We start from the raw sequence: 22082 nt of genomic DNA, 5'->3' as shown, positions 1-22082 counted from the left end.
GGATTACGTCAGATTGAACAAGGTAAGGAAGGGCTTAATCAGCCCGACCTGTAATCATTGAGAGACGATTCTGTGCATACATATAGTACATCAATGGAATCAGCACCAAGGTCAGTACCGTTGAGACCATAATCCCGAAGATCAGCGATACCGCCAATCCCCCGAAGATGGGGTCATCAATGATAAAGAATGCACCCACCATAGCTGCCAACGCTGTCAAGGCAATCGGCTTGGCACGCACCGCACTGGAATTAATCACCGCCTGTTTCAGCGCCATACCACTGCGTATTTGCTCATTGATGAAGTCCACCAGCAAGATCGAGTTGCGCACGATAATCCCCGCCAGTGCAATCATCCCGATCATCGAAGTCGCGGTAAACTGCATTCCCAGCAAAGCATGACCCGGCATTACACCGATAATGGTCAATGGAATTGGCGACATAATAACCAGAGGAACCATATATGACTTGAACTGTGCCACGATCAACAGGAAGATCAGGATCATCCCTACCCCATAGGCAATCCCCATGTCACGGAAGGTTTCGTAGGTCACCTGCCATTCGCCGTCCCACTTCATCCCGTACAGATACGGGTCATCAGGCTGGGCAACGAAAAATTGGTTAATCGGATTACCGTATACCGACAAGTCCTTGATGCCGGAGAAAATATCAAACATGCCATACAACGGGCTATCCGTCACCCCAGCCATGTCACCCGTGACATAAACCACCGGCAGCAAATCCTTGTGATAAATGGAATGTTCGCGGGTAGTCTCTTCCACGCTGACCAGTTCTGACATCGGCACCAGTTCACCGGCGTTACTGCGTACCCGTAAAGCTAAGACGGAATCCATCTTATCTTTGAGGGCAACGGGGAACTCCACACGGATAGGTACGGCGTACTTGATCCCCTTGCCGTGCAAGAACACCACATCTTCACCGCGCAACACCGTATCAATGCTGGAAGCAATCGCATCTTGCGACACACCTAACAACGCCGCTTTGCTGCGATCAACCTGCACCACCAAACGCTTCTGCGGCGCTTCCACGCTGTCGTCGATATCCACAATGTCAGGCGTTTGCTCGAAAACACCCCGAATTTGCTTGGCAACACCAATCTGTCCAGCATAATCCAGCCCATACACCTCCGCCACAATCGGCGACATCACGGGCGGGCCGGGGGGCACTTCCACCACTTTCACATTGGCGTTGTACTTCTTGGCAATGTCCTGCAACGGTGGGCGCACCGCCAGCGAAATCTCATGGCTTTGCCGTTCACGCCCGTGCGCATCGGTCAGGTTGACCTGAATATCGCCAACGTTAGCACCTTCCCGCAGATAGTACTGGCGCACCAAACCATTGAAGTTGATCGGTGCGGCTGTTCCCGCGTAAATCTGGTAATCGGTCACTTCATCAACCTTGCCCAGATAATCCGCCATCTCATTGAGAACCCGCGAAGTTTGTTCCAGCGAGGTGCCTTCCGGCATATCCAGAATCACCTGAAACTCTGACTTATTGTCGAATGGCAGCATCTTCAGCACTACCAGCTTGAACATCGCCAAGGATGCCGACAACACTATCAATAAGGTGATGACCGCAAACAAACCCATGCGACGTTTACCGCCCTTTTTATCGTCCAGAAACGGCGACATGATGCCGCTGAAAAAGCCAAACAGCTTGCTGTTGTCTTCTTTATGGTGGCTGAAATCGACATTACCGAGCATCTTGCCTGTCATCCACGGCGTGACCACATAAGCCACTGCCAATGAAATCAACATCCCCAAACTGGCATTGATCGGGATAGGTGACATATACGGCCCCATTAACCCGGAAACAAACGCCATCGGCAACAAGGCCGCGATAACGGTAAACGTCGCGAGAATCGTTGGGCCACCGACTTCATCCACTGCCAGCGGAATGACCTCTAATAGTTTCTTCCCACCTTGCTGCATGTGGCGGTGAATATTTTCCACTACCACAATCGCATCATCCACCAGAATCCCGATAGAGAAAATCAGCGCAAACAACGATACCCGGTTCAGGGTAAAACCATACGCCCACGAAGCAAACAAGGTCACTGCCAGCGTAATCACCACGGCTGCACCAACAATCAAAGCTTCACGCCACCCCAGCGCCAACCAGATCAGGATAGCGACCGCGATGGTTTCAATAATCAGTTTGTGGATCAGCTTTTCGGACTTGGCCTGTGCGGTTTCGCCATAATTGCGGGTCACGGTGACATTCACCCCTTCCGGCACAAACGTTCCACGTAATTTCTCAAAGCGGTCGATGACATTATTAGCAATATCCACCGCATTGGTTCCCGGCTGTTTAGCAACTGCAATCGTCACTGCTGGGGTATGAATACCCGTTGGCAAACCTTTATGCTCTGCCGCTGCACCCGTGCCAAAACTGACGTAGGCTTCCGGCGAATCAGAGGTACGTTTCACATCCGCCACGTCGCTGAGGAATACCGGCTTGCCATCGAAGACCCCGACCATTAATTCGCCGACTTCTGAGGCATCCATCAGGAAAGTACCGGCTTGCACCTGAATTTCCTCGTTATTATTCACCAGCGACACCGCGTCACGTGCTGAATTGCTGGCCTGTAACGCATTGCGCAAGTCCGCCAAAGAAATGCCATGCCCGGCAAGTTTTTCGGCATCCAGTAATACATGCACCACCTGTTGTGGCCCACCGATGGTGTAAATGTCACGCGACCCCGGCACGCGCTTGAGTTCCGACTCGATCGCATGGGCAACCTGATTCAGCTCATACGCGCCGCGCTTGTCATCCTCTGTCCACAAGGTCAGCGCCACAATCGGCACATCATCAATGCCTTTTGGCTTGATCAGCGGCGTACCGACCCCGAGCTTTTGCGGCAACCAGTCCTGATTGGAAGCGACCTTATTGTACAAGCGCACCAGTGCAGCGGTGTTGTCTTCACCCACCTTATACTGCACGGTCACAACCGACATACCCGGCATTGAAGTGGAATAAATATGCTCTAGCCCTTCGATTTCCGACAGCACCTGTTCGGCAGGCGTGCTCACCAGACTTTCCACCTGTTCTGCACTCGCCCCCGGAAACGGGATAAACACATTGGCAAAGGTCACATTGATCTGCGGGTCTTCTTCACGGGGCGTCACCATCACGGCAAACAACCCCAGCAACAAACCGACCAATGCCAACAGCGGCGTGATTTCCGTGGTCAGGAATTTTTTCGCAATCCCGCCAGAAATGCCCAACTTTGGCTCATTCATCGTGCTTTACCCCCTCTTGCTGCTTGAGGGAAATGGCTGCCTGTACCGGGTCAAGCGCAATAGTTTCCCCTGCATCGACACCCGCCAATACACTGATGGTATTTTCATCCAGCTTTTTTCCCAGACGGATCTGACGTAAAGCAGGTCGGCCTTGTGCATTGATTACATACACACCAATAACCTCGCTACGGATTACCACTGCACTTTCCGGCACACTGACCACACCTTGCTGCTTACCGATCACAAACGCTACTTTCACAAACATACCAGGGAACAGGTCTTTCGCGCCTTCCGTGAGATCAATCCGCACCTTGAATGCATTGGTTTTGGGGTCGGCATACGGGAAGAATGTTAACGACTTGACTGCCAGTGATTTGTTGGAACCATCCTGAAACACGAAGGCTTTCTTTTCCTCACGTACCTTGCCAATCAAACGTTGTGGCACTTCCACCACGACCCGCATTTGGTCGAGTGAAATACCCGTCATGATCGGCGTACCGGGGTTGACGGTCTCGCCCAGTTGCACATGACGCTTGGTCACAATACCCCCGAAAGGTGCAACCAAACTGGTGTAGCCCAGTTCTTCACCGGCTTGGGTAATTTGCGCTTTCGCCGCCGCCAAACGCGCTTCAGCAGCCCGCAGGTTGGCCTGAGACGTATCATAATCGGCTTTTGGAATCAGACGCTTAGCATAAATATCACTGATACGTTTGAAGTCAGTTTGTGCTTCGGTGAAACGGGCTTGCGCCTCATCCAGAGATGCTTGCGCCTGCGCCACGCCAGCTTGTTGATTATTTGACTTGATGCGGGCAATCATCTTGCCCGGCTCGACGAAATCATCCACATCGTAAAATAATTTCTCAATCACACCACTGGTCTGGGCAGACAAGGTACTTTCATTCACGGCTTCTACATGACCATCCAGATAATGCAATTCAGGTGTACCGACCTCACCGACCTTAACGGTTTGCAAGGTCGATTTCACAGGTGCATCTGTTGCGGTAGCCGTTTGCTGCTCTGCTTTTCCGCAAGCAGACAAGGCTGACAATCCGACGATCAGTACCCACTTTGGTAACATTTTCATGGCATACTTACCCTCAACAAAACTAAAAGTTAATGTATCCTAGCAGAGAATATTAGAAAACACTAATACATACTCAAATGATAACAAAACAAGGTAAATCATGCACAAAGCCATTCTTACGCCAGCCGTGGTACTGGTAATATTGTTTATTGCCCCCAATGTTTCTGCCGAAATGTACAAATGGACAGACGCACGGGGCGAAACCCACTATACCCAAACGCCACCCCCACCCGATGCCAAGGGTAAGAATATTGAGGACGACATCCGCCTTTCCACCGGCAAACTGGGTAATACCCTCCCCGAACAGGCCAGCAAAGCAACCGGCAAAGATGATATGGAGCAAGCCCGCAAAGCTGGCGAGAAAAGTGACCAAAAACACCGGGATTTCTGTGCCCAACAAGAAGCAGCCTTAAAGCAGATGACCGCTAATGCACTGATCAAATGGAAGGATGATAAGGGCGAGCGCTTCCTGACGGCCGAAGACAAAATCACTAAAATGAAAGAAATGCAGAGTAATATTGACAGCATGTGCAAACCGGAAATGTTCAGCAGTAAAGACAAGACACCGACAAGCCAGACAGAAAAAGCGGTCGATGCCCGCCATTCGACTGAACAGGGTAAAACCGTGGAACGCAGTAGCGGTAGTAGCACCCCGCATGGTAGCGAAGGCAGCACTGCCAACACCAGCAGCACTGCTGGTGCGGCGGCTTCCGCCACCGCCATGCTTCCAGCAGCGAATTAATTTATTGACCTGTATCAAGGAATAGCGTTCAGGCCTAGTGAAAACCCATAATCTTTAGTGGGGAGCCAGATTACTCTGGCTCCCCACTTTTTTTGGATTTTTTGGTGCATCCACATCTGCTATTATCCTCTTGCGTAAACAGGGAAGAAGCCATGACGACTGATAGAGAATCAGAGCAAACCGAACAAAAGATCGACGATAACCGCATGATTATCGTAGGGATTGGCGCATCGGCGGGTGGACTGGAAGCACTCCGTGCACTGGTTCCCAACCTGCCGATTGATGAACGGGTCGTTTACATCCTTGCCCAGCACCTTGATCCCAAACACAGCAGCATGATGGTGCCGATCCTGGCGCGTGAAACCCAGCTTCCCATTGCCGAATTACAAGACAAGCAAGCGCTGAACGCGGGTACGTTTTATATTATCCCGCCAGCAATGGACGCTTTCTACGCCAACGGGCATTTTCACTTGGAAAAAGCCACTGGCATTGGCCCCAAACCCTCGGTTGACCGCCTGTTTGCCTCACTCGCCGAAAACCACGGCAGGCATACAGTGGGCATCATCCTCTCCGGTACGGGCACTGACGGCACGCACGGCATCCGCGCCATCAAGGCCGAAGGTGGCATTACCCTTGCGCAGCTGGAATCCACCGCCCGTTTCGACAGTATGCCGCATTCTGCTATTGGCACGGGGCATGTCGATCTCGCACTTCCCCCCGAAGATATTGCCCAGCAAATCCACGATATGCTGGCACAACCTGATATTTCCTTTCTGTTTGCTAGCAAGCCCGAACCCAGCGAAGACGAGATTCAGGAAATCCTGCGGATGCTGCTTGACCAGACCGGCACGGATTTTCGCGATTACAAACGTAATACGCTGTTGCGCCGCATCGAACGGCGCATGACCGTCCACAAATGCAAACAACTGAGTGAATACGCTGCTTTCCTGAAGCAAAAACCTGAAGAACTCTATGAGCTGCATAACGACATCCTGATTTCGGTCACCAGCTTTTTTCGCGATACCGATGCGTATCAGGCACTACGCCGGGTGCTGGAAGATATCGTGCCACAAGGTGGTCATGAAATCCGCGTCTGGGTTGCCGGGTGTGCGACTGGCGAAGAAGCCTATTCCATCGCCATTATGTTGTCGGAATACCTTGGCAACCGCATTGCCCGTTACAAGGTGCAAATTTTTGGTACTGACCTGTATGACGGCGTGCTGACCATTGCGCGTCAGGCGCGTTACTCCAAAGCCTCGGTTGCCGGTATTGAACAGCGAATCCTCGACAAATACTTCATCCAGAAAGACGGTGAATACCAGCTTACCCAAACCATCCGCAACATGGTGCTGTTTGCCCGCCACGATCTGGTGCGTGACCCACCATTCTCACACCTTAATTTAGTAACATGCCGTAATGTACTGATTTACTTCAACCAAACCTTGCAGCGCAATGTGCTGGAATCCTTCCACTACGGGCTGGAACCGGATGGCATTATGTTTCTCGGCAAGTCCGAAACTATCGGTGGTAGTGATCGCTTGTTTATTACCGTTGACCGCAAAGCACGCATTTACCGGCGGCGCAGTGATGTCAAAGGTCACCTGCCCTACTTGTTACAAAGCCGTTCCTTACGGGAACAACGTAACCAGCCATATAACGGCAATGCGCGTGATAAACCACGAGCCAAGCTACAGGACTCCATCGACAAATTGCTGGTCAATATTTACCAGCCTGCCTGCATCATGCTGGATGACCGCCAGGAAATTGTCTATGTACGTGGTCAAGTTGACCCTTTTCTGGGGTTTGCCGAAGGGCGGGCGGCATTAAGCGTGCTTGACCTGATTCGCCCCGAATTGCGTCAGGACTTGCGCGGGCTGATATACAAAGCCCGGCGTACCGATGAAACCATCAGCAGCCGCCGCATCAATTTCAAACTGGGGGGTGAAGCCGTGCGCATCGTCATGCGTACCCGCCATTTCCCCGCCGGAAAATTGACAGAAAGCGAAGTCAGCATTGTCATCTTTGAGGTACTGCCGCCCAGCGACTACCCCAACAGTGCCGAGCAGGATGCCCTGCATGTCAGCGATACCTTGCGCCTCAAGGAACTCGAAGAAGAATTGCGCGAAGTCCGCGAAAGCCTGCAAACCACCATTGAAGAGCTGGAAACCTCCAACGAGGAACTGCAATCCACCTACGAAGAAGCGCAGTCCACCAACGAGGAACTCTACACCTCAAGCGAAGAATTGCAGACCTCCAACGAGGAATTGCAATCCACCAACGAAGAATTACGCACCGTCAATCAGGAAGTCAGCGTCAAAAGTAGCGAGCTGGAAGCTGCCAACCTGCAACTCAAAGCCAGCAATGACCAGTTGCTCCACGAAATTGAGGAACGCAAATGGGCCGAAGCACGTCTGGAAATCGAACGCGCCAAACTCGACACCATTTTCCAGAGCCAACCCAACTGGATTAATATTTGCACGCTTGATGGCATGATTGAGGAGGTCAACCCGGCAGGCTCCATCATTATGGAAGCCAAACATCCCGGGCAATTGATCGGACACTCACTCAAAGACTTCATGTTCCCCGAATACCAGCACGAGGTTGATACATGTATCAACCAGATTGCCAAAACAGGGGAGTTTCATGCCCGTGAAGTGAAAGTCAAAACCTTCAAAGGCAATGTACGTTGGCTGGAAATTCGCCCCGTGCTCATCCATCTCGATAATCACGAACTGCGTATTATGTCGATTATTGTCGACCATACCGAGCGCATGATTGCCCAAAACCTGCTGGCTGAACGCCAACAGGAACTTGCACACATTATGCGCCTCAATACGCTGGGAGAAATGGCATCCGGTATTGCCCACGAACTGAATCAGCCGCTATCAGCCATTGGCAATTATATTCGTGGCTGCGAATTACGCATGAACAGCAAAGAATGCAGCATGGAAGACATTGCGGATGTCATGAAATTAGTGAGTACCCAAGTGCGACGGGCAGGCGAAATCCTGCGTTACGCTAAAGACTTCACCCGCAAAGATCAGGATGTGGAATGGCGTGAACATGACATCAACAGCATCATTAAAGAAACACTACACCTGTTGGATACCACAGAACAATTCAAACAGGTCAAACTGAACACAGCGCTATCCCCGCATCTGGGTTTGGTAAACGTCAATAAAATACAGATTGAGCAAGTATTGGTTAACATGATACTCAATGCGCTGGATGCAATGGCTGAAACGTCAATAAACACTATCGACTCCCTGTATATCCGCAGTGAACCGCTAAGCAATCAAGAGGTGCGCGTATCAGTCATTGACGAGGGCACGGGTTTGCCCGATGATTTTGCCAGCAAAATCTTCCGCCCATTTTACACCAGTAAAAAGAATGGCATGGGCATGGGGCTGCCGATCAGCAGTTCCATTATTGAAGCACACGGTGGTAAACTTGAGGCCAGTAATAACAATACCAAAGGCGCAACGTTCAGCTTCACGTTGCCAATCAAAGGAAACAACCATTCATGAATTATCAACCAACCGTTTTCATTGTTGATGACGACCCTGCTGTGCGCGATTCATTGCGCTGGTTATTGGAGTCGATGCGTTTGAGGGTCGCCACCTTCGGCTCGGCTGAGGATTTCCTGAAGTTTTACACCATGCACATGGTTGGCTGCCTGATTCTAGACGTGCGGATGCCGGGTATGAGCGGCCTGCAATTACAGCAGTTTCTCACCAAGCAAAAATACTCGCTACCGATTATTTTCATCACCGGGCACGGCGACATTCCTATGGCAGTACGGGCGATGCAGGCAGGTGCAATGTATTTTCTGGAAAAGCCTTTTGAAGATCAGGTGCTGCTCGACTACGTACACGAAGCCTTGGCACTGGACAATGACAACCAGCAATCCCGCATCCGCCTGACCATGATTCAGGCGCGTATTGCCAATCTGACCGAACGCGAACGCGAAGTGATGGATCTGGTGATCGACAACCATTCCAACAAGGAAATTGCCAGCAAACTCGGTGTCAGCATCAAAACCGTCGAGTTTCACCGCAGCCACATGATGGACAAAATGCACGCCACCTCCCTCATCGAACTGGTGAACATGGCGCGAGAAGCTACCAGCAACGAATAACCGCTGGCAGCCGTATGGGTGGAATCAGTTCTGGTGCTCACCCACCAAATGATAACTGCGCACGGTGCGTCCAGTGGGCTCTACCGAATGCAGGTGTACGTCGTACCCCCACAGCCGATAAACGTGACGCAACATTTCGTTCACCTCGTCATTCAAGGGACGACGTTCATTCAGTACATGCTGCAAGGTCAAGGAACGGTCGCCGCGCAAATTCACCCTGAAGATTTGAATGTCCGGTTCCTGCTGACTCAGGTTGTATTGCATGGATAAGGTTTCCCGTACCCGCCGATAACCTTCGTCATTGTGGATCGCGGTCACGTCGATGGTGTTTTTGCGGTCATCGTCTTCCAGCGCGAAAAAGTGGAAATCGCGGATAATTTTCGGTGACATAAATTGCAGGATGAAGCTCTCATCGCGATAATTGCGCATCACATGATCCAGCGTGGTCAACCAATCACTCCCCGCCATATCCGGGAACCAGTGCTTATCTTCCTCCGTTGGGTTTTCGCAAATACGGCGGATGTCGGTCATCATCGCAAAACCCAGTGCATAAGGGTTAATGCCGCTGTAATACGGGCTATCAAAACCGGGTTGCATCACCACATTGGTATGGGAAGTGAGGAACTCCATCATGAAGCCTTCATTCACCAACCCCTCATCATACATCTCGTTGAGGATGGTGTAATGCCAAAACGTCGCCCACCCTTCGTTCATTACCTGCGTCTGGCGTTGCGGGTAAAAATATTGTGCTACCTTACGCACAATGCGGATAATTTCACGCTGCCAAATCTCCAGTGACGGCGAGTTTTTTTCGATGAAATACAGCAGGTTTTCCTGTGGATCTTCAGGAAAGTTATGAACAGCCTTTTCTTCTTCGCGCTCACGTCCACGGTGCGGCAAAGTGCGCCACAAATCGTTGATGTGTTGCTGAATATACAGCTCACGTTCCTTCTGGCGGTTTTGTTCTTCCGCTGCTGAAATCGGGGCGGGACGCTTATAACGGTCGACCCCGTAATTCATCAAGGCATGGCAAGAATCCAGCAACAACTCGACCTGCTCTACCCCGTAACGCTCCTCACACTGGCTGATGTACTTTTTCGCAAACATCAGGTAATCAATAATGGCCTCAGCATCCGTCCAGGTACGGAACAAGTAGTTACCTTTGAAGAACGAGTTATGCCCATAACACGCGTGCGCAATCACCAGCGCCTGCATCGTCATGGTATTTTCTTCCATCAAATAGGCAATGCAAGGGTTTGAATTGATGACGATTTCATACGCCAACCCCATGCGCCCCCGACTGTACTTCTGTTCAGTGTCGACGAAGTGTTTACCATACGACCAGTGATTGTAAAACACTGGCATCCCGATGGACGCATAAGCATCCATCATCTGATCAGAGCGGATCATTTCAATCTGATTAGGGTAAGTGTCCAGTTTGAACTTGTCGTGGGCGATGCGGGCAATCTCGCGCTCATAAGCTTCGATGGTGGCAAACGTCCATTCCGAACTGGTCGAAATATACTGTTTTTCAGGGTAATCTTTTTCAGGATTATGCTCAGTCATCAGTCAAGCTCCTCACACGTGTGGCGTTTAAACAATTCACGGAATACTGGGTAGATTTCCGCATTATTGCGCACCCGCTGGATAGCAAAACGATCCATAAAATCACGTTGCAGATGCTCGTACAGATACCACAAGCCTTGCGGATCACGGTCGCCAATTTCGATATAGGTGTAATACTGCACAAAGGGCAGAATATTGCTGATCAGGGCATCATGGCAGCGCTGGTTATCTTCATGCCAATTGTCACCATCCGAGGCTTGCGCCACGTAGATATTCCACTGGCTGGGGGAGTAATGCTCTTCAATGATGTCGCCCATCAAGTTCAAAGCGCTGGACACCACGGTTCCGCCGGTTTCACGGGCGTAGAAGAAGGTGTTCTCATCCACTTCCTGCGCTTGGGTATGATGACGGATAAACACCACCTCAATCTTCTCGTAGTTCTTTTTCAAGAACAAATACAGCAGGAAAAAGAACCGTTTGGCGGTGTCTTTTATATCCTGTGTCATGGAGCCCGATACGTCCATCACGCAAAACATCACCGCTTTTGGCGACGGCTTCGGGACTTTCACCTTGAGGTTGTACTTGAGGTCGAAATCGTCCAGCCACGGAATCGCGTGAATCTTCACATTCAGGTGGGTCAACTCAGCTTTTAGCAGCGAGCGTTGGGCTTCCGTTTCCGGGCTGTCACCTGCCTGCTCCAGCGCTTCGAGTGCTGCCAACACTTCGCGGCGACGACGGCGTTCCTTACCACGCAAGGCAATACGACGACCTTGGGCGCTGCGCATCGAACGCACAATATTGATTTGCGCCGGATTACCGACTTCGCTGACACCCGCACGGTGATAGTCAAAGGAATCGGTACTCAATAACTGGCGCTTGACCATATTGGGCAAGGCCAAATCTTCAAACAGGTATTCGAGGAATTCCTCTTGCGAGATCTGGAACACAAAATCTTCCATACCCTCGCCATCGGCGGAGGCTTGCCCAGAACCACTGCCACCGCCAGCCCCACCGGGTGGACGCTGGATGCGGTCGCCTTCGACAAATTCCTTGTTACCGGTATGCACAATGCTGCGCTTGCCACCTTGACCGTGACGGAACCCAGGTTCGGAAATGTCGCGTTTGGGGATAGTAATACTCTCCCCCTGCTCCATATCCGTGATGTTGCGGCGGCTGACAGCATCCGATACTGCCCGACGAATCTGTTTCTGGTAACGCTTGAGAAAGCGCTCCCGATTCACCAGACTCTTGTTTTTGCTGTTCAGCCGACGGTCAACGATGTAGGCCATACGGCACTCCTTATGGTTGTTACCGATTACTGCGACTTGCGTACCCGCAAGTACCATTCAGCCAGCAAACGTACCTGCTTTTCGGTGTAACCACGTTTCATCATGCGCTCCACGAAGTTGTTGTGTTTGCGCTGTTCATCTGCCGTGGATTTTGCCCCGTAGGAAATGACTGGCAGCAAATCTTCGGTGCTGGAGAACATTTTCATCTCGATGACACGGCGCAGCTTTTCGTAACTCGTCCACGCTGGATTACGCCCACCATTATTGGCACGCGCCCGCAGCACGAAGTTGACAATCTCGTTACGGAAATCTTTGGGATTACTGATACCCGCTGGTTTCTCGATTTTTTCCAGATCAGCATTGAGCGATGAACGATCGAGGAATTCGCCGGTTTCAGGGTCACGGAATTCCTGATCCTGAATCCAGAAGTCCGCGTAAGTCACGTAGCGGTCGAACAGGTTTTGACCATACTCGGAATACGATTCGAGGTACGCGGTCTGAATTTCTTTGCCGATGAAATCCACATAGCGCGGCGTGAGGTATTCTTTGATAAAGCGGATATAACGGTCTTGCAGTTCCCGCTGATACTGTTCCTTCTCGATCTGGCGCTCCAACACGTACATCAAATGCACCGGATCAGCCGCGATTTCGGTAGAATCGTAGTTAAATACTTTCGACAAAATCTTGAACGCAAAACGGGTAGAAAGGCCATTCATACCCTCATCGACGCCCCCAGCATCCTGATATTCCTGGATGGTTTTTGCCCTTGGATCAATATCCTTGAGGTTTTCACCATCGTAAATGCGCATTTTTGAAAACAGGCTGGAGTTTTCAGGCTCTTTAATGCGCGACAGGATAATGAACTGTGCCAACATCTTTAACGTGTCTGGAGCACACGGTGACAGTGCCAGTGAACTGTTCACCAGCAACTTTTCGTAAATCTTGATTTCTTCGGTCACGCGCAGGCAATACGGCACTTTGACGATGGAAACACGGTCAATGAAAGCTTCGTTGTTGCGGTTGTTTTTAAACGTCTGCCATTCAGATTCGTTGGAATGCGCCAGAATCACCCCGCTGAACGGGATAGCGCCAATGCTTTCCGTGCCATTGAAGTTGCCTTCCTGCGTGGCGGTCAGCAATGGGTGCAGCACCTTGATGGGCGCTTTGAACATTTCCACAAATTCCATCAAGCCCTGATTCGACAAGCACAAACCGCCGGAATAGCTGTAAGCATCCGTGTCGTTCTGCGGGTAATCTTCCAGCTTGCGGATGTCGACTTTACCCACCAGTGCTGAAATATCCTGATTGTTTTCATCGCCCGGCTCGGTCTTGGAAACCGCAATCTGGTTAAGGCGCGAAGGATAACGTTTCACCACTCTGAACTTGGTAATATCGCCCCCGAATTCGTGCAAACGCTTCACCGCCCAAGGCGACATAATGGTTTTCAGGTAACGTGAAGGAATGCCGAAATCTTCTTCCAGAATCGCACCATCTTCTTCCACATTGAACAAACCCAGCGGGGATTCGTTGATGGGCGAGCCTTTGATGCTGTAAATGGGTGCTTTTTCAATCAAGGCTTTGAGGCGTTCCGCGAGAGAAGATTTGCCACCGCCTACAGGCCCTAACAGGTAGAGTACCTGCTTACTTTCTTCCAAACCTTGCGCGGCATGACGGAAGAAAGACACGATTTGCTCAATGCACTCTTCCATGCCATAGAATTCGGAAAAAGCGGGGTAACGACGCAGGACTTTGTTGGAAAAAATGCGGCTCATGCGTGGGTCGCGCGAGGTATCGACCAGTTCTGCTTCGCCGATGGCGTACAACAGTCGTTCAGCGGCAGTGGCATAAGCCATGTGGTCGCGCTTGCAAATGTCCAGATACTCCTGCAACGAGTACTCTTCTTCTTGTAAGGCTTCGTATCGAGATTGATAGTGATTGAAAATGCTACTCATATTGTACCCCTTCATGATAAATACGGGGGCAGGTAACTGCCCTGCGATTGTATATCCAGATGACTACCTTCATCTGATAGTGACAGCTTGCAAGTCAAATGCCAAATGACTGTAAACTGACTAATGTTGAATACCTGTACTTCCAACTTTAGACCACAGATAAGCACAAAAGTGTAATTAACAGACAAACGGATTAGCAGCTGCCTTTTCATGATCATGCACCTGTGGAATACAGGTGGCCATCTAGTGCTGATTTGACAGGGTGTCAGTTTACAGGCCGTTTCATGCTATTATCTGCGCCGTCAACATCAGGATAACAAACATGTCGGAGCAGCTCCCCACTCTTCTTACCAACTACCGTTTGCGCCCCTTACCGCAATCACTCGGCTTTCGTACCCTAAGCATTATGCTCTTGGGTTTGCTGATGCTCATTCCTTTATTCGTCGCCGCAAAAATTGTTAAAGAACGTGGCCTGTATTATCAAGAGATTCGCCACGAAATCGCTGAATCATGGGGAAAAAAGCAAACACTAACAGGTCCCGTATTGGTTGTGCCGTATGTCGAACATTTCACTAATGTCGATACAGTGACGGATGAAAACGGCGAAAGCCGTGTGGTCAGCAAAGACATTTACAACGATCGTACAGCCATCCTATTACCAGAAGCCCTAGAAATTCGCACTGACATAACAGAAGAACACAATCAACGCGGTATGTATGACGCCTTGGTTTACAGTGCCAATATCAGCCTCACGGGTAAATTCAATCACGCCAATGTATTGAAGTCCAATGAGGGAGAACGCCGTATCTTATGGGATAAAGCCTTCATTGCCATCGGGTTAGATGACCCACGCGCCATTGATACCGCCTCCAACTTCTTCTGGAATGACGGACGTATCAGCCTAGAACCCGGTACAAATTTAAATAAACTGCTTCCGGCGGGCTTTCACATTCCCCTCAGCGTGAATGCAGACAGCAACCCCAGTAACGAATTCAAACTTACCTTGAGCTTACGTGGCAGTGATGGGCTATATTTCGCGCCACTCGGTGAAAACACCAAAATCCTCATGACATCAGCATGGACACACCCCAGTTTTCACGGTGAACTCCAGCCCGACACCAATGCTGTGAGTGAAGAAGGTTTCCATGCTGAATGGGAAGTGCCGCATCTGGTACGTAGTTACCCACAATACTGGGTGATGGAAGACTCCGTCGATAAAGCTTATGATCTGCACGAAATCACCGCTGGTGTCAGCTTAGACGAACCAGCTCCGTTGTACTCCCGCATTGCTCGCGCCATCAAATACGGGGTGTTGTGCGTCACCCTGACTTTCGTGGCATTCCTTGCGTTTGAAATTAGCCTCAAACGGCGGCTACACGTGCTGCACTACGGCGTCGTTGGGGTAGCACTATCGCTGTTTTATCTCATTTTGCTCGCGTTGGCGGAACACATTGGCTTCTTTTACGCTTATATTGCCGCTGCATCCACCGTCGTTCTCAGCATTACGATTTACATCGGCACCATTTTACGTCATGCCCGCAGCACGGTAGGGCTATTCTTGTTGCTGACCAGCTTGTATGGCTTGCTTTACCTGCTCTTAGAGAGGGAGAACTATGCACTATTAGTGGGCGTTGGTTTATTGGTACTGGCCATGAGCATCATGATGTTTGTGACGCAGCATTTAAAACAAACTGACTAACCCAAGGAAGCTCATTTCCACAGCCACACCACATCATTACGGGCATCACAGTAATCAGCTTCGAGCTTGCTGACCGGCAGGGTTTCAAACAGACTGGGAATACGCCGAGGCGGTAACATGGGATGCCCGATTTTAAACCCCGTCTGAGCGTTCAACCAAGTACGTAACTGTGCGGAAGTTGACATGCCATCTCGATGAAACTGGCTGTTAGGCGCATGGATGTAAAGCAAGCCACCGGGTTTAAGTAATGACCAAAGTTTTCTAGCAAATACTTTGTCATTTTGGCAGTAATACCAACAGATTCGGTTAAAAATAAAGTCAAAACTGGCTAAGTCCAGCCCCTGTGTCTCTTCCAGATAGCCTAATGACCAGTGCAACTTTACACCGGCAGCCTCAGACTTTTCTTTGGCAATGTCCTGATAGGTCAGCGAAATATCATGCCAAGTCACCTCCGCGCCCCGTTGTGCCAACGCTACGCTGTATTGCCCTGCGCCAGCGCCCATATCTAAGACGCGCTTGCCCGACAAACCACCGAGCTTTTCCTCCAACTGATCCAGTAAGGCAATATCCACCATTTGCCATTCGGCTTCTGCGTATTCCTTTGCCCATACTGGATCGACGGGATCCCAACCACGTTCGGGACGATGCCATTTGCTGCTTAGCCAGTTAATCATGATTATTGCTATTTCGTTATCGTTTAATGGAAAATTGAGAAATTGAGATTATCTTAGATCCCTACCGCTCTCAACAGAACTCGCGTGAGCGGTATCGCTCGACAAACTCCCACGTGTTGCACTAGGCAAGAGGCTAAGATTCTGCGATGGATAAATTCACACTTAATTGGCAAAGCACGGTAGCAACCCACCGTGACCTGTTGTTTTCCAAAAAAATTACGGCAGGGCATTGCGCCCAACACAACAGCATCACCTACGCCCCCGGTGAAGCCAGCGCCCTGTTGCAGACAAACCAGCCGCCCGTCAGTTTTCCGCGTCACCAGTTTAACGGCAAGCAACGCCACCTGAACATCGACCCCAAGGTCGGGCGCTTTTACCCGCAAGGCTATGCGTGGGAAGCGCTGGATTGTGCCCGTAACGATTTCCGCCCGTTCCGCTTGATTGGTGCAACGGCTGACACCCTGACGGTGGATACCAACCACCCGCTGGCAGCCTATGCCCTGAGCTTGAGCGCCCCCTATGAGGGGGCGCAATGGCCGGATATTGCTGCGCTGCTCTGTGCCAATGGCGCCGGAATGCAAGCACCCTACCCCGGTGTCAGCCCTGACTTTTACGGCACTTACCCCTTCAAGCGGGCGGATGAACGGGATGACACCCAGTTCTACTACACCCCCCGTCTGGTCAACCATCTGGATAAAACCGCACGGGCGCAACTGACGGCACTCTACGGGCGGCTGTTACAACCGGGCATGAAAATCCTCGATCTGATGAGCAGCCATGTTTCCCATTTACCGGATGAGTTGAATGAGCTGCACGTCACTGGGCTGGGCATGAATCAGGCCGAATTAGCCGCCAACCCACGCCTGCAACAGCGGGTAGTACACGATTTGAACCTAAGCCCACAACTCCCCTTTGCTGACGCCAGTTTTGATGCGGTGATTTGCAGTGTTTCCATCGAATACCTCACCCAACCGCTGGCGGTCATGCAGGCGTTGGCGCGGGTGGTCAAAACAGGTGGCAAGGTTATCATGGCGTTTTCGACCCGCTGGTTCCCCAACAAAGCCATCAGCTTGTGGATGGAAATGCACCCCTTCGAGCGTCAGGGGCTGGTGTTGGATTATTTCTTAAAAACGTCGCAATTCAGCGACTTGCATACGGAATCTGTTCGGGGTTTGCCACGCCCGGCGGACGATCCGCATAGCCGGGAAACGGCGTTATCTGATCCGATTTTTGCGGTGTGGGGGACGAAAAGCTACCACACTTCAGCAGACAGATATTCTGCATTCAACTGACCCCGCAAGCTACGCCACTGCGGCAGGAACTCATCCATGAGTGCAGTAAAATTGGCGTTATGTTGCCGCTCCAACAAATGCGCCAATTCATGTATCAACACATATTCCAAGCATTCCGGCGACTTCTTGGCGAGTTCCAGATTCAACCAAATACGCTGCTCAGTGATATTGCAGCTTCCCCACTTGGTTTTCATGCGTTTGATACCCCAGTCCGTGACTTGCTTTCCAATACGCGGCTGCCATTTTTCCAATAAGACGGGAATACGTTGTTTCAATTGTTGGCGGTAATAATCGTGTAGCAAACGTTCGCGGTTTGCGGTGCTTGTACCGGGGGTGACGCTCAGGTGCAGGAACTCCCCTCTGGGCGCAATCTGATGTTTGCCGGATTGATATACCACCTCCAACCGATAGCGCGTTCCCCATAGGTAATGGGATTCACCGGACACCATTTCACGTAGACTTTGACGGGGTTGCTGCTGGAAACGTTGCTGTTGGGTTTTAATCCATTTCAGACGTGTTACCACGGCGAGGCGGATATTGTCGGTACTAAAATGCTCAGGTGCTGAAACCCGCACCTGCCCATCCGGTGGATATACCCCTAAATGCAGGTTTTTGATGGCTTTGCGTGTAACATACACGGGAATGTCACTGACAGTAAACAGAGGATTCGACAAGGAGCTAGTGGTATTCATACTGCGCTTTGATTAGCTTTAACAAGTCCTCTACTGTAGCAGAGTCCTCGCCTACTACCCGCGTGACTGCCTGACGAACCCGCTTTTCTTTCATGTGGGCGGCGGCATTATTGCCTGTCCAGCCTGCTTTTTTGTAGCTCATCACGGTTTCATGCACGGCAAGCGTCAGGCTTTCGTCACGCTCCAGATTCGCGTAGAGGTTGCGCATGGCTTGGGTTTTGAGGGTAGTGGGATAATCTTGCGGTATTTGGCCTTGGCGCATTTGTTCTGCCAATGCCTTGAGCTTTTCCAGATATTGCTGGTATTCCTGCACTTCGGTCTGACGTTGTTGGATCAGGGCATCCAGCAAGTCAGACAAATTATCGTAGTAAGCCGGGTTGACGCTGCGAGTATCGCTAATATTTTTGCGGATGTTGTTTTCGATGGTTTCCGCCACGGCTGTTTCGCTTTTGCGCACGCTTTCCGGCAAACGGCTTTCCAGCGCGACAATGCCACTGTCCACCAACACTTCGATCAAGCCTTTGTCGCCGAAGTCTGCCAACATATCGCTATCATCGGCGCGGATAAACTGGTCGAAGATGTGACGCATCGCGGGTTCGAGGTCTTTGGCATCCTTGTAATCACCACTGGCCAGTTTCACCGCCTCCCTTGCGTCGTGATAGTGGCGCACTTCCACCCGGATTTTTTCTGCTTCACTGGCGGAATAGCCCACCTCCTGCAACTCCCCAGCAATCTCGGCATACGCCCGTAGATAAGCACCGCTCAGTTTGTAAAATGCGAGGCGTTTGGCTTCGTTCTGTTCGGCTTCGTCACGGTTAAGCGTATTGCTGGAAACGAAATAAGCACGGTAATCGTTAGTGCCACGCGGTAATACTACTGGCTCACACAGGGCTTTAATCGCTTCGCGGGTTTCTTCCAGTTTCAGCTTGGCTTGTTTCAGGCGGTTTTTCAGCAAGTCTTGTATATCGGTACTGTCATAGTCGGCAAATGCGCCACCCGTGTAATCGCCCATCGCGTCTTTGATGCTGTTGAACAGGTCTTTGTAATCGATGATGTAGCCGTAGGTTTTTTCCTCACCATCCAGACGATTGACGCGGCAAATAGCTTGAAACAGCCCGTGGTTTTGCATTTTCTTGTCGATGTACAAGTAGGTGGCCGATGGCGCGTCGAAACCTGTCAGCAGTTTATCCACCACAATCAGCAGGCGCATTTGTGCAGGTTGTTCCTTGAACTGCTTTTTGACCTTTTTCTCGAACTCCTCCACGCGTTTGACGGCTTCATCTTCGGGTTGGTTGAAATACGTTGCCAACATCTTGCGGTAAATCTTGTATTTGTGCAGGTTTTCGGTGTCGCCCTCGTCGCCGCCCTCGCCTTTAATACTGGCAGCCGTGGGTTGGTAACTGGTGATAATCGCGGATTTACCCGCCAGACTGGCATCCGTTGCCGCAAGCAACTCATACACCTTGCAGGCTTGGTACACGTCCGCACACACCAGCATGGCATTACCACGCCGACTCTCTAAACGCGGCTTGGTTTCCATATCCAACACGATGTCGTTCACTATTTCCTGCAAACGTGATTTGCTGGATAACACGCGTTGCATATTCAGCCATTTCTGCTTGACCCGAGCCTTGGCAATCTTGGATAAGCCCTTGGTTTTTAGCTCGAAAAACTCATCTATTTTGGTTTTATTACCCACGTATTGGCTAATGTCCCGCGCTTCGTAACACAAATCCAGCACCACCCTGTCATTGACGGCTAGGTCAAAGGTGTAGGTGTGGATGAATGAGCCAAACGTAGCCATGCTGGTTTGCTTGTCGTTATCCAGCAAAGGTGTACCGGTGAAACCGATGAACAAGGCATTCGGCAACAGCTTTTGCATCGCCTTGTGCAGCTTGCCGGACTGGGTACGGTGGCATTCATCCACGAATACAAACAGATTGCCTTTGGCGGAAAAGTCCTTGGGGATACTGCTCAGCAATTCCTTGATGAAGCTGCTGGTCTGTTGTTCGCTGCCTTCTTCGCCCGCGCCGAATTTGTGGATCAGGGAGCACATCAACCATTCAATCGGCTGGTTCAACACACCCAGCATGTCGCGCCCGCTGTTGCAGCGGTAAATGTGTTCGTCGACACCTTTGAATACACCTTCGATCTGTTCATCCAGCTCGGTGCGGTCGGTAATGATCAACACGCGGCTGTCATCAATATTTTCGCGTAGCCACTTCGCCAGCCACACCATGGTCAGGCTTTTGCCTGAGCCTTGCGTGTGCCAGATAATGCCACCTTCGCGTTGGTAAATACGGGCTTGCGCCGCTTTGAGGCCGAAATATTGGTTATGGCGACACAGCTTTTTCACGCCAGCGTCAAACACTACAAAGTCGTGGATGAGCTCCAGCACACGGTGTTTGCTGGCAATGCGTAACAGAGCGCAATCCAGTGGGCTTTCTACCGTACCGCAGTTGTATTGGGGCAAGTATTGTTGGTCTTTGCTGTCGGTTTTAGGGTTGTACGCGGGGTTTTCTTCTCGCCATTCCAGATAATATTTGGATTTGGTTTCAATGGTGCCGTAACGCAAGCCTTCGCTGTCATTGCCCGCCATCACCAACTGCATGGTGGTGAAAAACGGGCGGATGAAGGTGCTGCTTTGGTTATCCAGATTTTGCGCAATGCCTTCCGCCACACCCACGGTAGCGCGTTTCAGCTCCAATACGCCCAGTGCGATACCGTTGACGTACAGCACAATATCGGGGCGCTTGTCATACTTACCACTAATCGTGACTTCTTCGGCTATGGCAAAATCGTTATGGGTGGGATTTTCCCAGTCAATCAGGTGGATGGTACGGGTGTGTTCGCTGTGATCAGGTTTGATTTTAACCCCATAACGCAGCAAGCCGTACAAGGTCTGATTGGGGGTATAAAGATTGTCGCCATCCCCCAAGGCATTATCTCGCGCCAATTCTTGCAGGGTTTTGTCAATCAGGGCATCACTGACGTTTTGCTTGCGTAACCACGCGCTCAGGTAGTCGGGTTCGATATTGCGGTTGTTAGCGCGTTTTTCCCAATTGCCGAGGTACTCGTAACCGAGTTTGTCCTGAAACAAACGGACGACGCGGTTTTGGGTGATGCGTTCGCGGTCACTGACGTTACTCATGCTTGCCCTGTTTAGCCCGTGGATAACAAGGGTTTATTATGCCGAAAAGTACGTCACCCTGCCTGTGTTTTCAATCACAATGCTCGCAAAATCCGCGCAAAAATCTTCTCCATCCTGCCGTATTCGACTTGCACACCGTCGATATTTGCCTGAATCCACTCGGCAAATGATAAGGAGGTGCTTGTTGACATCCTCCCCACGGCTAAAGCCGGGGGATTCCTCCTGCGAGACGGCAATGTCCTGCCGTGAGAATGTTCCGGGCTGCATTGACATCTCTGTCGTGCAGCTCCCCACAGTCGGGGCATGTCCATTCTCTTATTCCAAGTCCTGCTCTACCTTTCGGACTGTTGACGGAAATGCTTCCGCAACACGAACAGGCTTGGGTACTGTACGCTTCGTTGACTTCGAGAAACACGCCTTGCATCGCTTTCGATTTTGCATCAAGTTGTGTTTTCAGCATTGACCACCCTGCATCCAATACAGACTTAGCCATATTGGTTTTGACGAGCGCCTTGCTGCTGACGTTGCCGACAACGATTAA

The 22082-nt window shown here is 50.8% G+C and carries 14 protein-coding genes; 5 read left to right on the top strand and 9 right to left on the bottom strand.

Going from position 1 to position 22082, the window contains the following annotated elements; translation table 11 throughout:
* Nucleotides 1–34: 34 nt before the first annotated feature.
* Together Q394_RS0114265 and Q394_RS0114260 are read right to left on the bottom strand one after the other, a co-directional pair.
* Entirely contained in the window at nucleotides 35–3262 is a 3228-nt protein-coding gene (locus tag Q394_RS0114265; RefSeq protein WP_028489858.1) for an efflux RND transporter permease subunit, read from the bottom strand.
* Nucleotides 3255–4346 (bottom strand): efflux RND transporter periplasmic adaptor subunit, encoded by a 1092-nt coding sequence (locus tag Q394_RS0114260; protein WP_028489857.1) that lies wholly within the window; start codon nucleotides 4344–4346, stop codon nucleotides 3255–3257. The genes Q394_RS0114265 and Q394_RS0114260 overlap by 8 nt, the downstream gene beginning before the upstream one ends.
* A gap of 100 nt (nucleotides 4347–4446) precedes the next feature.
* Here Q394_RS0114260 and Q394_RS20530 point away from each other — a divergent pair, with 100 nt between their 5' ends.
* From Q394_RS20530 to Q394_RS0114240, 3 genes are all read left to right on the top strand, one after another.
* Nucleotides 4447–5088: a DUF4124 domain-containing protein gene (locus Q394_RS20530; RefSeq protein ID WP_038141650.1), complete on the top strand. Its 642-nt coding sequence runs from the start codon at nucleotides 4447–4449 to the stop codon at nucleotides 5086–5088.
* 152 nt (nucleotides 5089–5240) lie between these two features.
* Nucleotides 5241–8615, top strand: a complete 3375-nt coding sequence (locus Q394_RS21625) for a chemotaxis protein CheB (RefSeq protein WP_051543464.1) — start codon at nucleotides 5241–5243, stop codon at nucleotides 8613–8615.
* On the top strand, nucleotides 8612–9226 hold the full coding sequence (locus Q394_RS0114240) for a response regulator transcription factor (RefSeq protein WP_028489856.1): 615 nt from the start codon (nucleotides 8612–8614) through the stop codon (nucleotides 9224–9226). Before Q394_RS21625 ends, Q394_RS0114240 begins: the two co-directional genes overlap by 4 nt.
* A gap of 24 nt (nucleotides 9227–9250) precedes the next feature.
* On the opposite strand, the gene Q394_RS0114235 is transcribed toward Q394_RS0114240, so the two are convergent.
* Genes Q394_RS0114235 through Q394_RS0114225 form a run of 3 tightly spaced genes read right to left on the bottom strand, consistent with a single transcriptional unit; the run spans nucleotide 9251 to nucleotide 14033 of the window.
* Nucleotides 9251–10792, bottom strand: coding sequence for a SpoVR family protein (locus Q394_RS0114235; protein WP_038141649.1), 1542 nt, complete (start codon nucleotides 10790–10792; stop codon nucleotides 9251–9253).
* On the bottom strand, nucleotides 10792–12081 hold the full coding sequence (locus Q394_RS0114230; protein ID WP_028489854.1) for a YeaH/YhbH family protein: 1290 nt from the start codon (nucleotides 12079–12081) through the stop codon (nucleotides 10792–10794). Before Q394_RS0114230 ends, Q394_RS0114235 begins: the two co-directional genes overlap by 1 nt.
* A gap of 26 nt (nucleotides 12082–12107) precedes the next feature.
* Entirely contained in the window at nucleotides 12108–14033 is a 1926-nt protein-coding gene (locus tag Q394_RS0114225; protein WP_038141647.1) for a PrkA family serine protein kinase, read from the bottom strand.
* Nucleotides 14034–14355: 322 nt separating this feature from the next.
* Between Q394_RS0114225 and creD the strand changes: the two genes are divergently transcribed.
* Nucleotides 14356–15732 (top strand): cell envelope integrity protein CreD, encoded by a 1377-nt coding sequence (creD, locus tag Q394_RS0114220; RefSeq protein WP_028489852.1) that lies wholly within the window; start codon nucleotides 14356–14358, stop codon nucleotides 15730–15732.
* Between the two features lie 11 nt (nucleotides 15733–15743).
* Here creD and Q394_RS0114215 read toward each other — a convergent pair whose 3' ends face one another.
* Nucleotides 15744–16406 (bottom strand): class I SAM-dependent methyltransferase, encoded by a 663-nt coding sequence (locus Q394_RS0114215; protein ID WP_028489851.1) that lies wholly within the window; start codon nucleotides 16404–16406, stop codon nucleotides 15744–15746.
* 146 nt (nucleotides 16407–16552) lie between these two features.
* Between Q394_RS0114215 and Q394_RS20520 the strand changes: the two genes are divergently transcribed.
* Nucleotides 16553–17698, top strand: coding sequence for a class I SAM-dependent methyltransferase (locus Q394_RS20520; protein WP_051543463.1), 1146 nt, complete (start codon nucleotides 16553–16555; stop codon nucleotides 17696–17698).
* Here the strand turns inward: Q394_RS20520 and Q394_RS0114205 are convergent.
* From Q394_RS0114205 to Q394_RS20515, 3 genes are all read right to left on the bottom strand, one after another.
* Nucleotides 17659–18390, bottom strand: coding sequence for a M48 family metallopeptidase (locus tag Q394_RS0114205; protein WP_028489850.1), 732 nt, complete (start codon nucleotides 18388–18390; stop codon nucleotides 17659–17661). The two genes, Q394_RS20520 and Q394_RS0114205, sit on opposite strands and share 40 nt — an antisense overlap.
* Nucleotides 18377–21541 carry a type I restriction endonuclease subunit R gene (locus tag Q394_RS0114200; protein ID WP_028489849.1) on the bottom strand — a complete coding sequence of 1055 codons (3165 nt, stop codon included), beginning with the start codon at nucleotides 21539–21541 and terminating at the stop codon, nucleotides 18377–18379. Before Q394_RS0114200 ends, Q394_RS0114205 begins: the two co-directional genes overlap by 14 nt.
* A 202-nt stretch (nucleotides 21542–21743) precedes the next feature.
* A partial coding sequence (locus tag Q394_RS20515) for an RNA-guided endonuclease InsQ/TnpB family protein (RefSeq protein ID WP_028489090.1) occupies nucleotides 21744–22082 on the bottom strand: 339 nt, incomplete at its 5' end.

It is taken from the genome of Thiothrix lacustris DSM 21227, from assembly GCF_000621325.1.
In the GTDB taxonomy this organism is placed as follows: Bacteria; Pseudomonadota; Gammaproteobacteria; order Thiotrichales; family Thiotrichaceae; genus Thiothrix; species Thiothrix lacustris.
Note: the sequence above shows the minus strand (reverse complement) of the source record. Positions and strands in the feature narration are given on the sequence as shown.

Bases quoted from the DNA above. Each gene is read 5' to 3' on its own strand.
- Q394_RS20520 (WP_051543463.1), top strand. From the start codon at position 16,553: ATGGATAAATTCACACTTAATTGGCAAAGCACGGTAGCAACCCACCGT.
- creD (WP_028489852.1), top strand. From the start codon at position 14,356: ATGTCGGAGCAGCTCCCCACTCTTCTTACCAACTACCGTTTGCGCCCC.
- Q394_RS0114260 (WP_028489857.1), bottom strand. From the start codon at position 4,346: ATGAAAATGTTACCAAAGTGGGTACTGATCGTCGGATTGTCAGCCTTG.
- Q394_RS20530 (WP_038141650.1), top strand. From the start codon at position 4,447: ATGCACAAAGCCATTCTTACGCCAGCCGTGGTACTGGTAATATTGTTT.
- Q394_RS0114225 (WP_038141647.1), bottom strand. From the start codon at position 14,033: ATGAGTAGCATTTTCAATCACTATCAATCTCGATACGAAGCCTTACAA.
- Q394_RS0114235 (WP_038141649.1), bottom strand. From the start codon at position 10,792: ATGACTGAGCATAATCCTGAAAAAGATTACCCTGAAAAACAGTATATT.
- Q394_RS21625 (WP_051543464.1), top strand. From the start codon at position 5,241: ATGACGACTGATAGAGAATCAGAGCAAACCGAACAAAAGATCGACGAT.
- Q394_RS0114200 (WP_028489849.1), bottom strand. From the start codon at position 21,541: ATGAGTAACGTCAGTGACCGCGAACGCATCACCCAAAACCGCGTCGTC.
- Q394_RS0114240 (WP_028489856.1), top strand. From the start codon at position 8,612: ATGAATTATCAACCAACCGTTTTCATTGTTGATGACGACCCTGCTGTG.
- Q394_RS0114230 (WP_028489854.1), bottom strand. From the start codon at position 12,081: ATGGCCTACATCGTTGACCGTCGGCTGAACAGCAAAAACAAGAGTCTG.
- Q394_RS0114205 (WP_028489850.1), bottom strand. From the start codon at position 18,390: ATGAATACCACTAGCTCCTTGTCGAATCCTCTGTTTACTGTCAGTGAC.
- Q394_RS0114215 (WP_028489851.1), bottom strand. From the start codon at position 16,406: ATGATTAACTGGCTAAGCAGCAAATGGCATCGTCCCGAACGTGGTTGG.
- Q394_RS0114265 (WP_028489858.1), bottom strand. From the start codon at position 3,262: ATGAATGAGCCAAAGTTGGGCATTTCTGGCGGGATTGCGAAAAAATTC.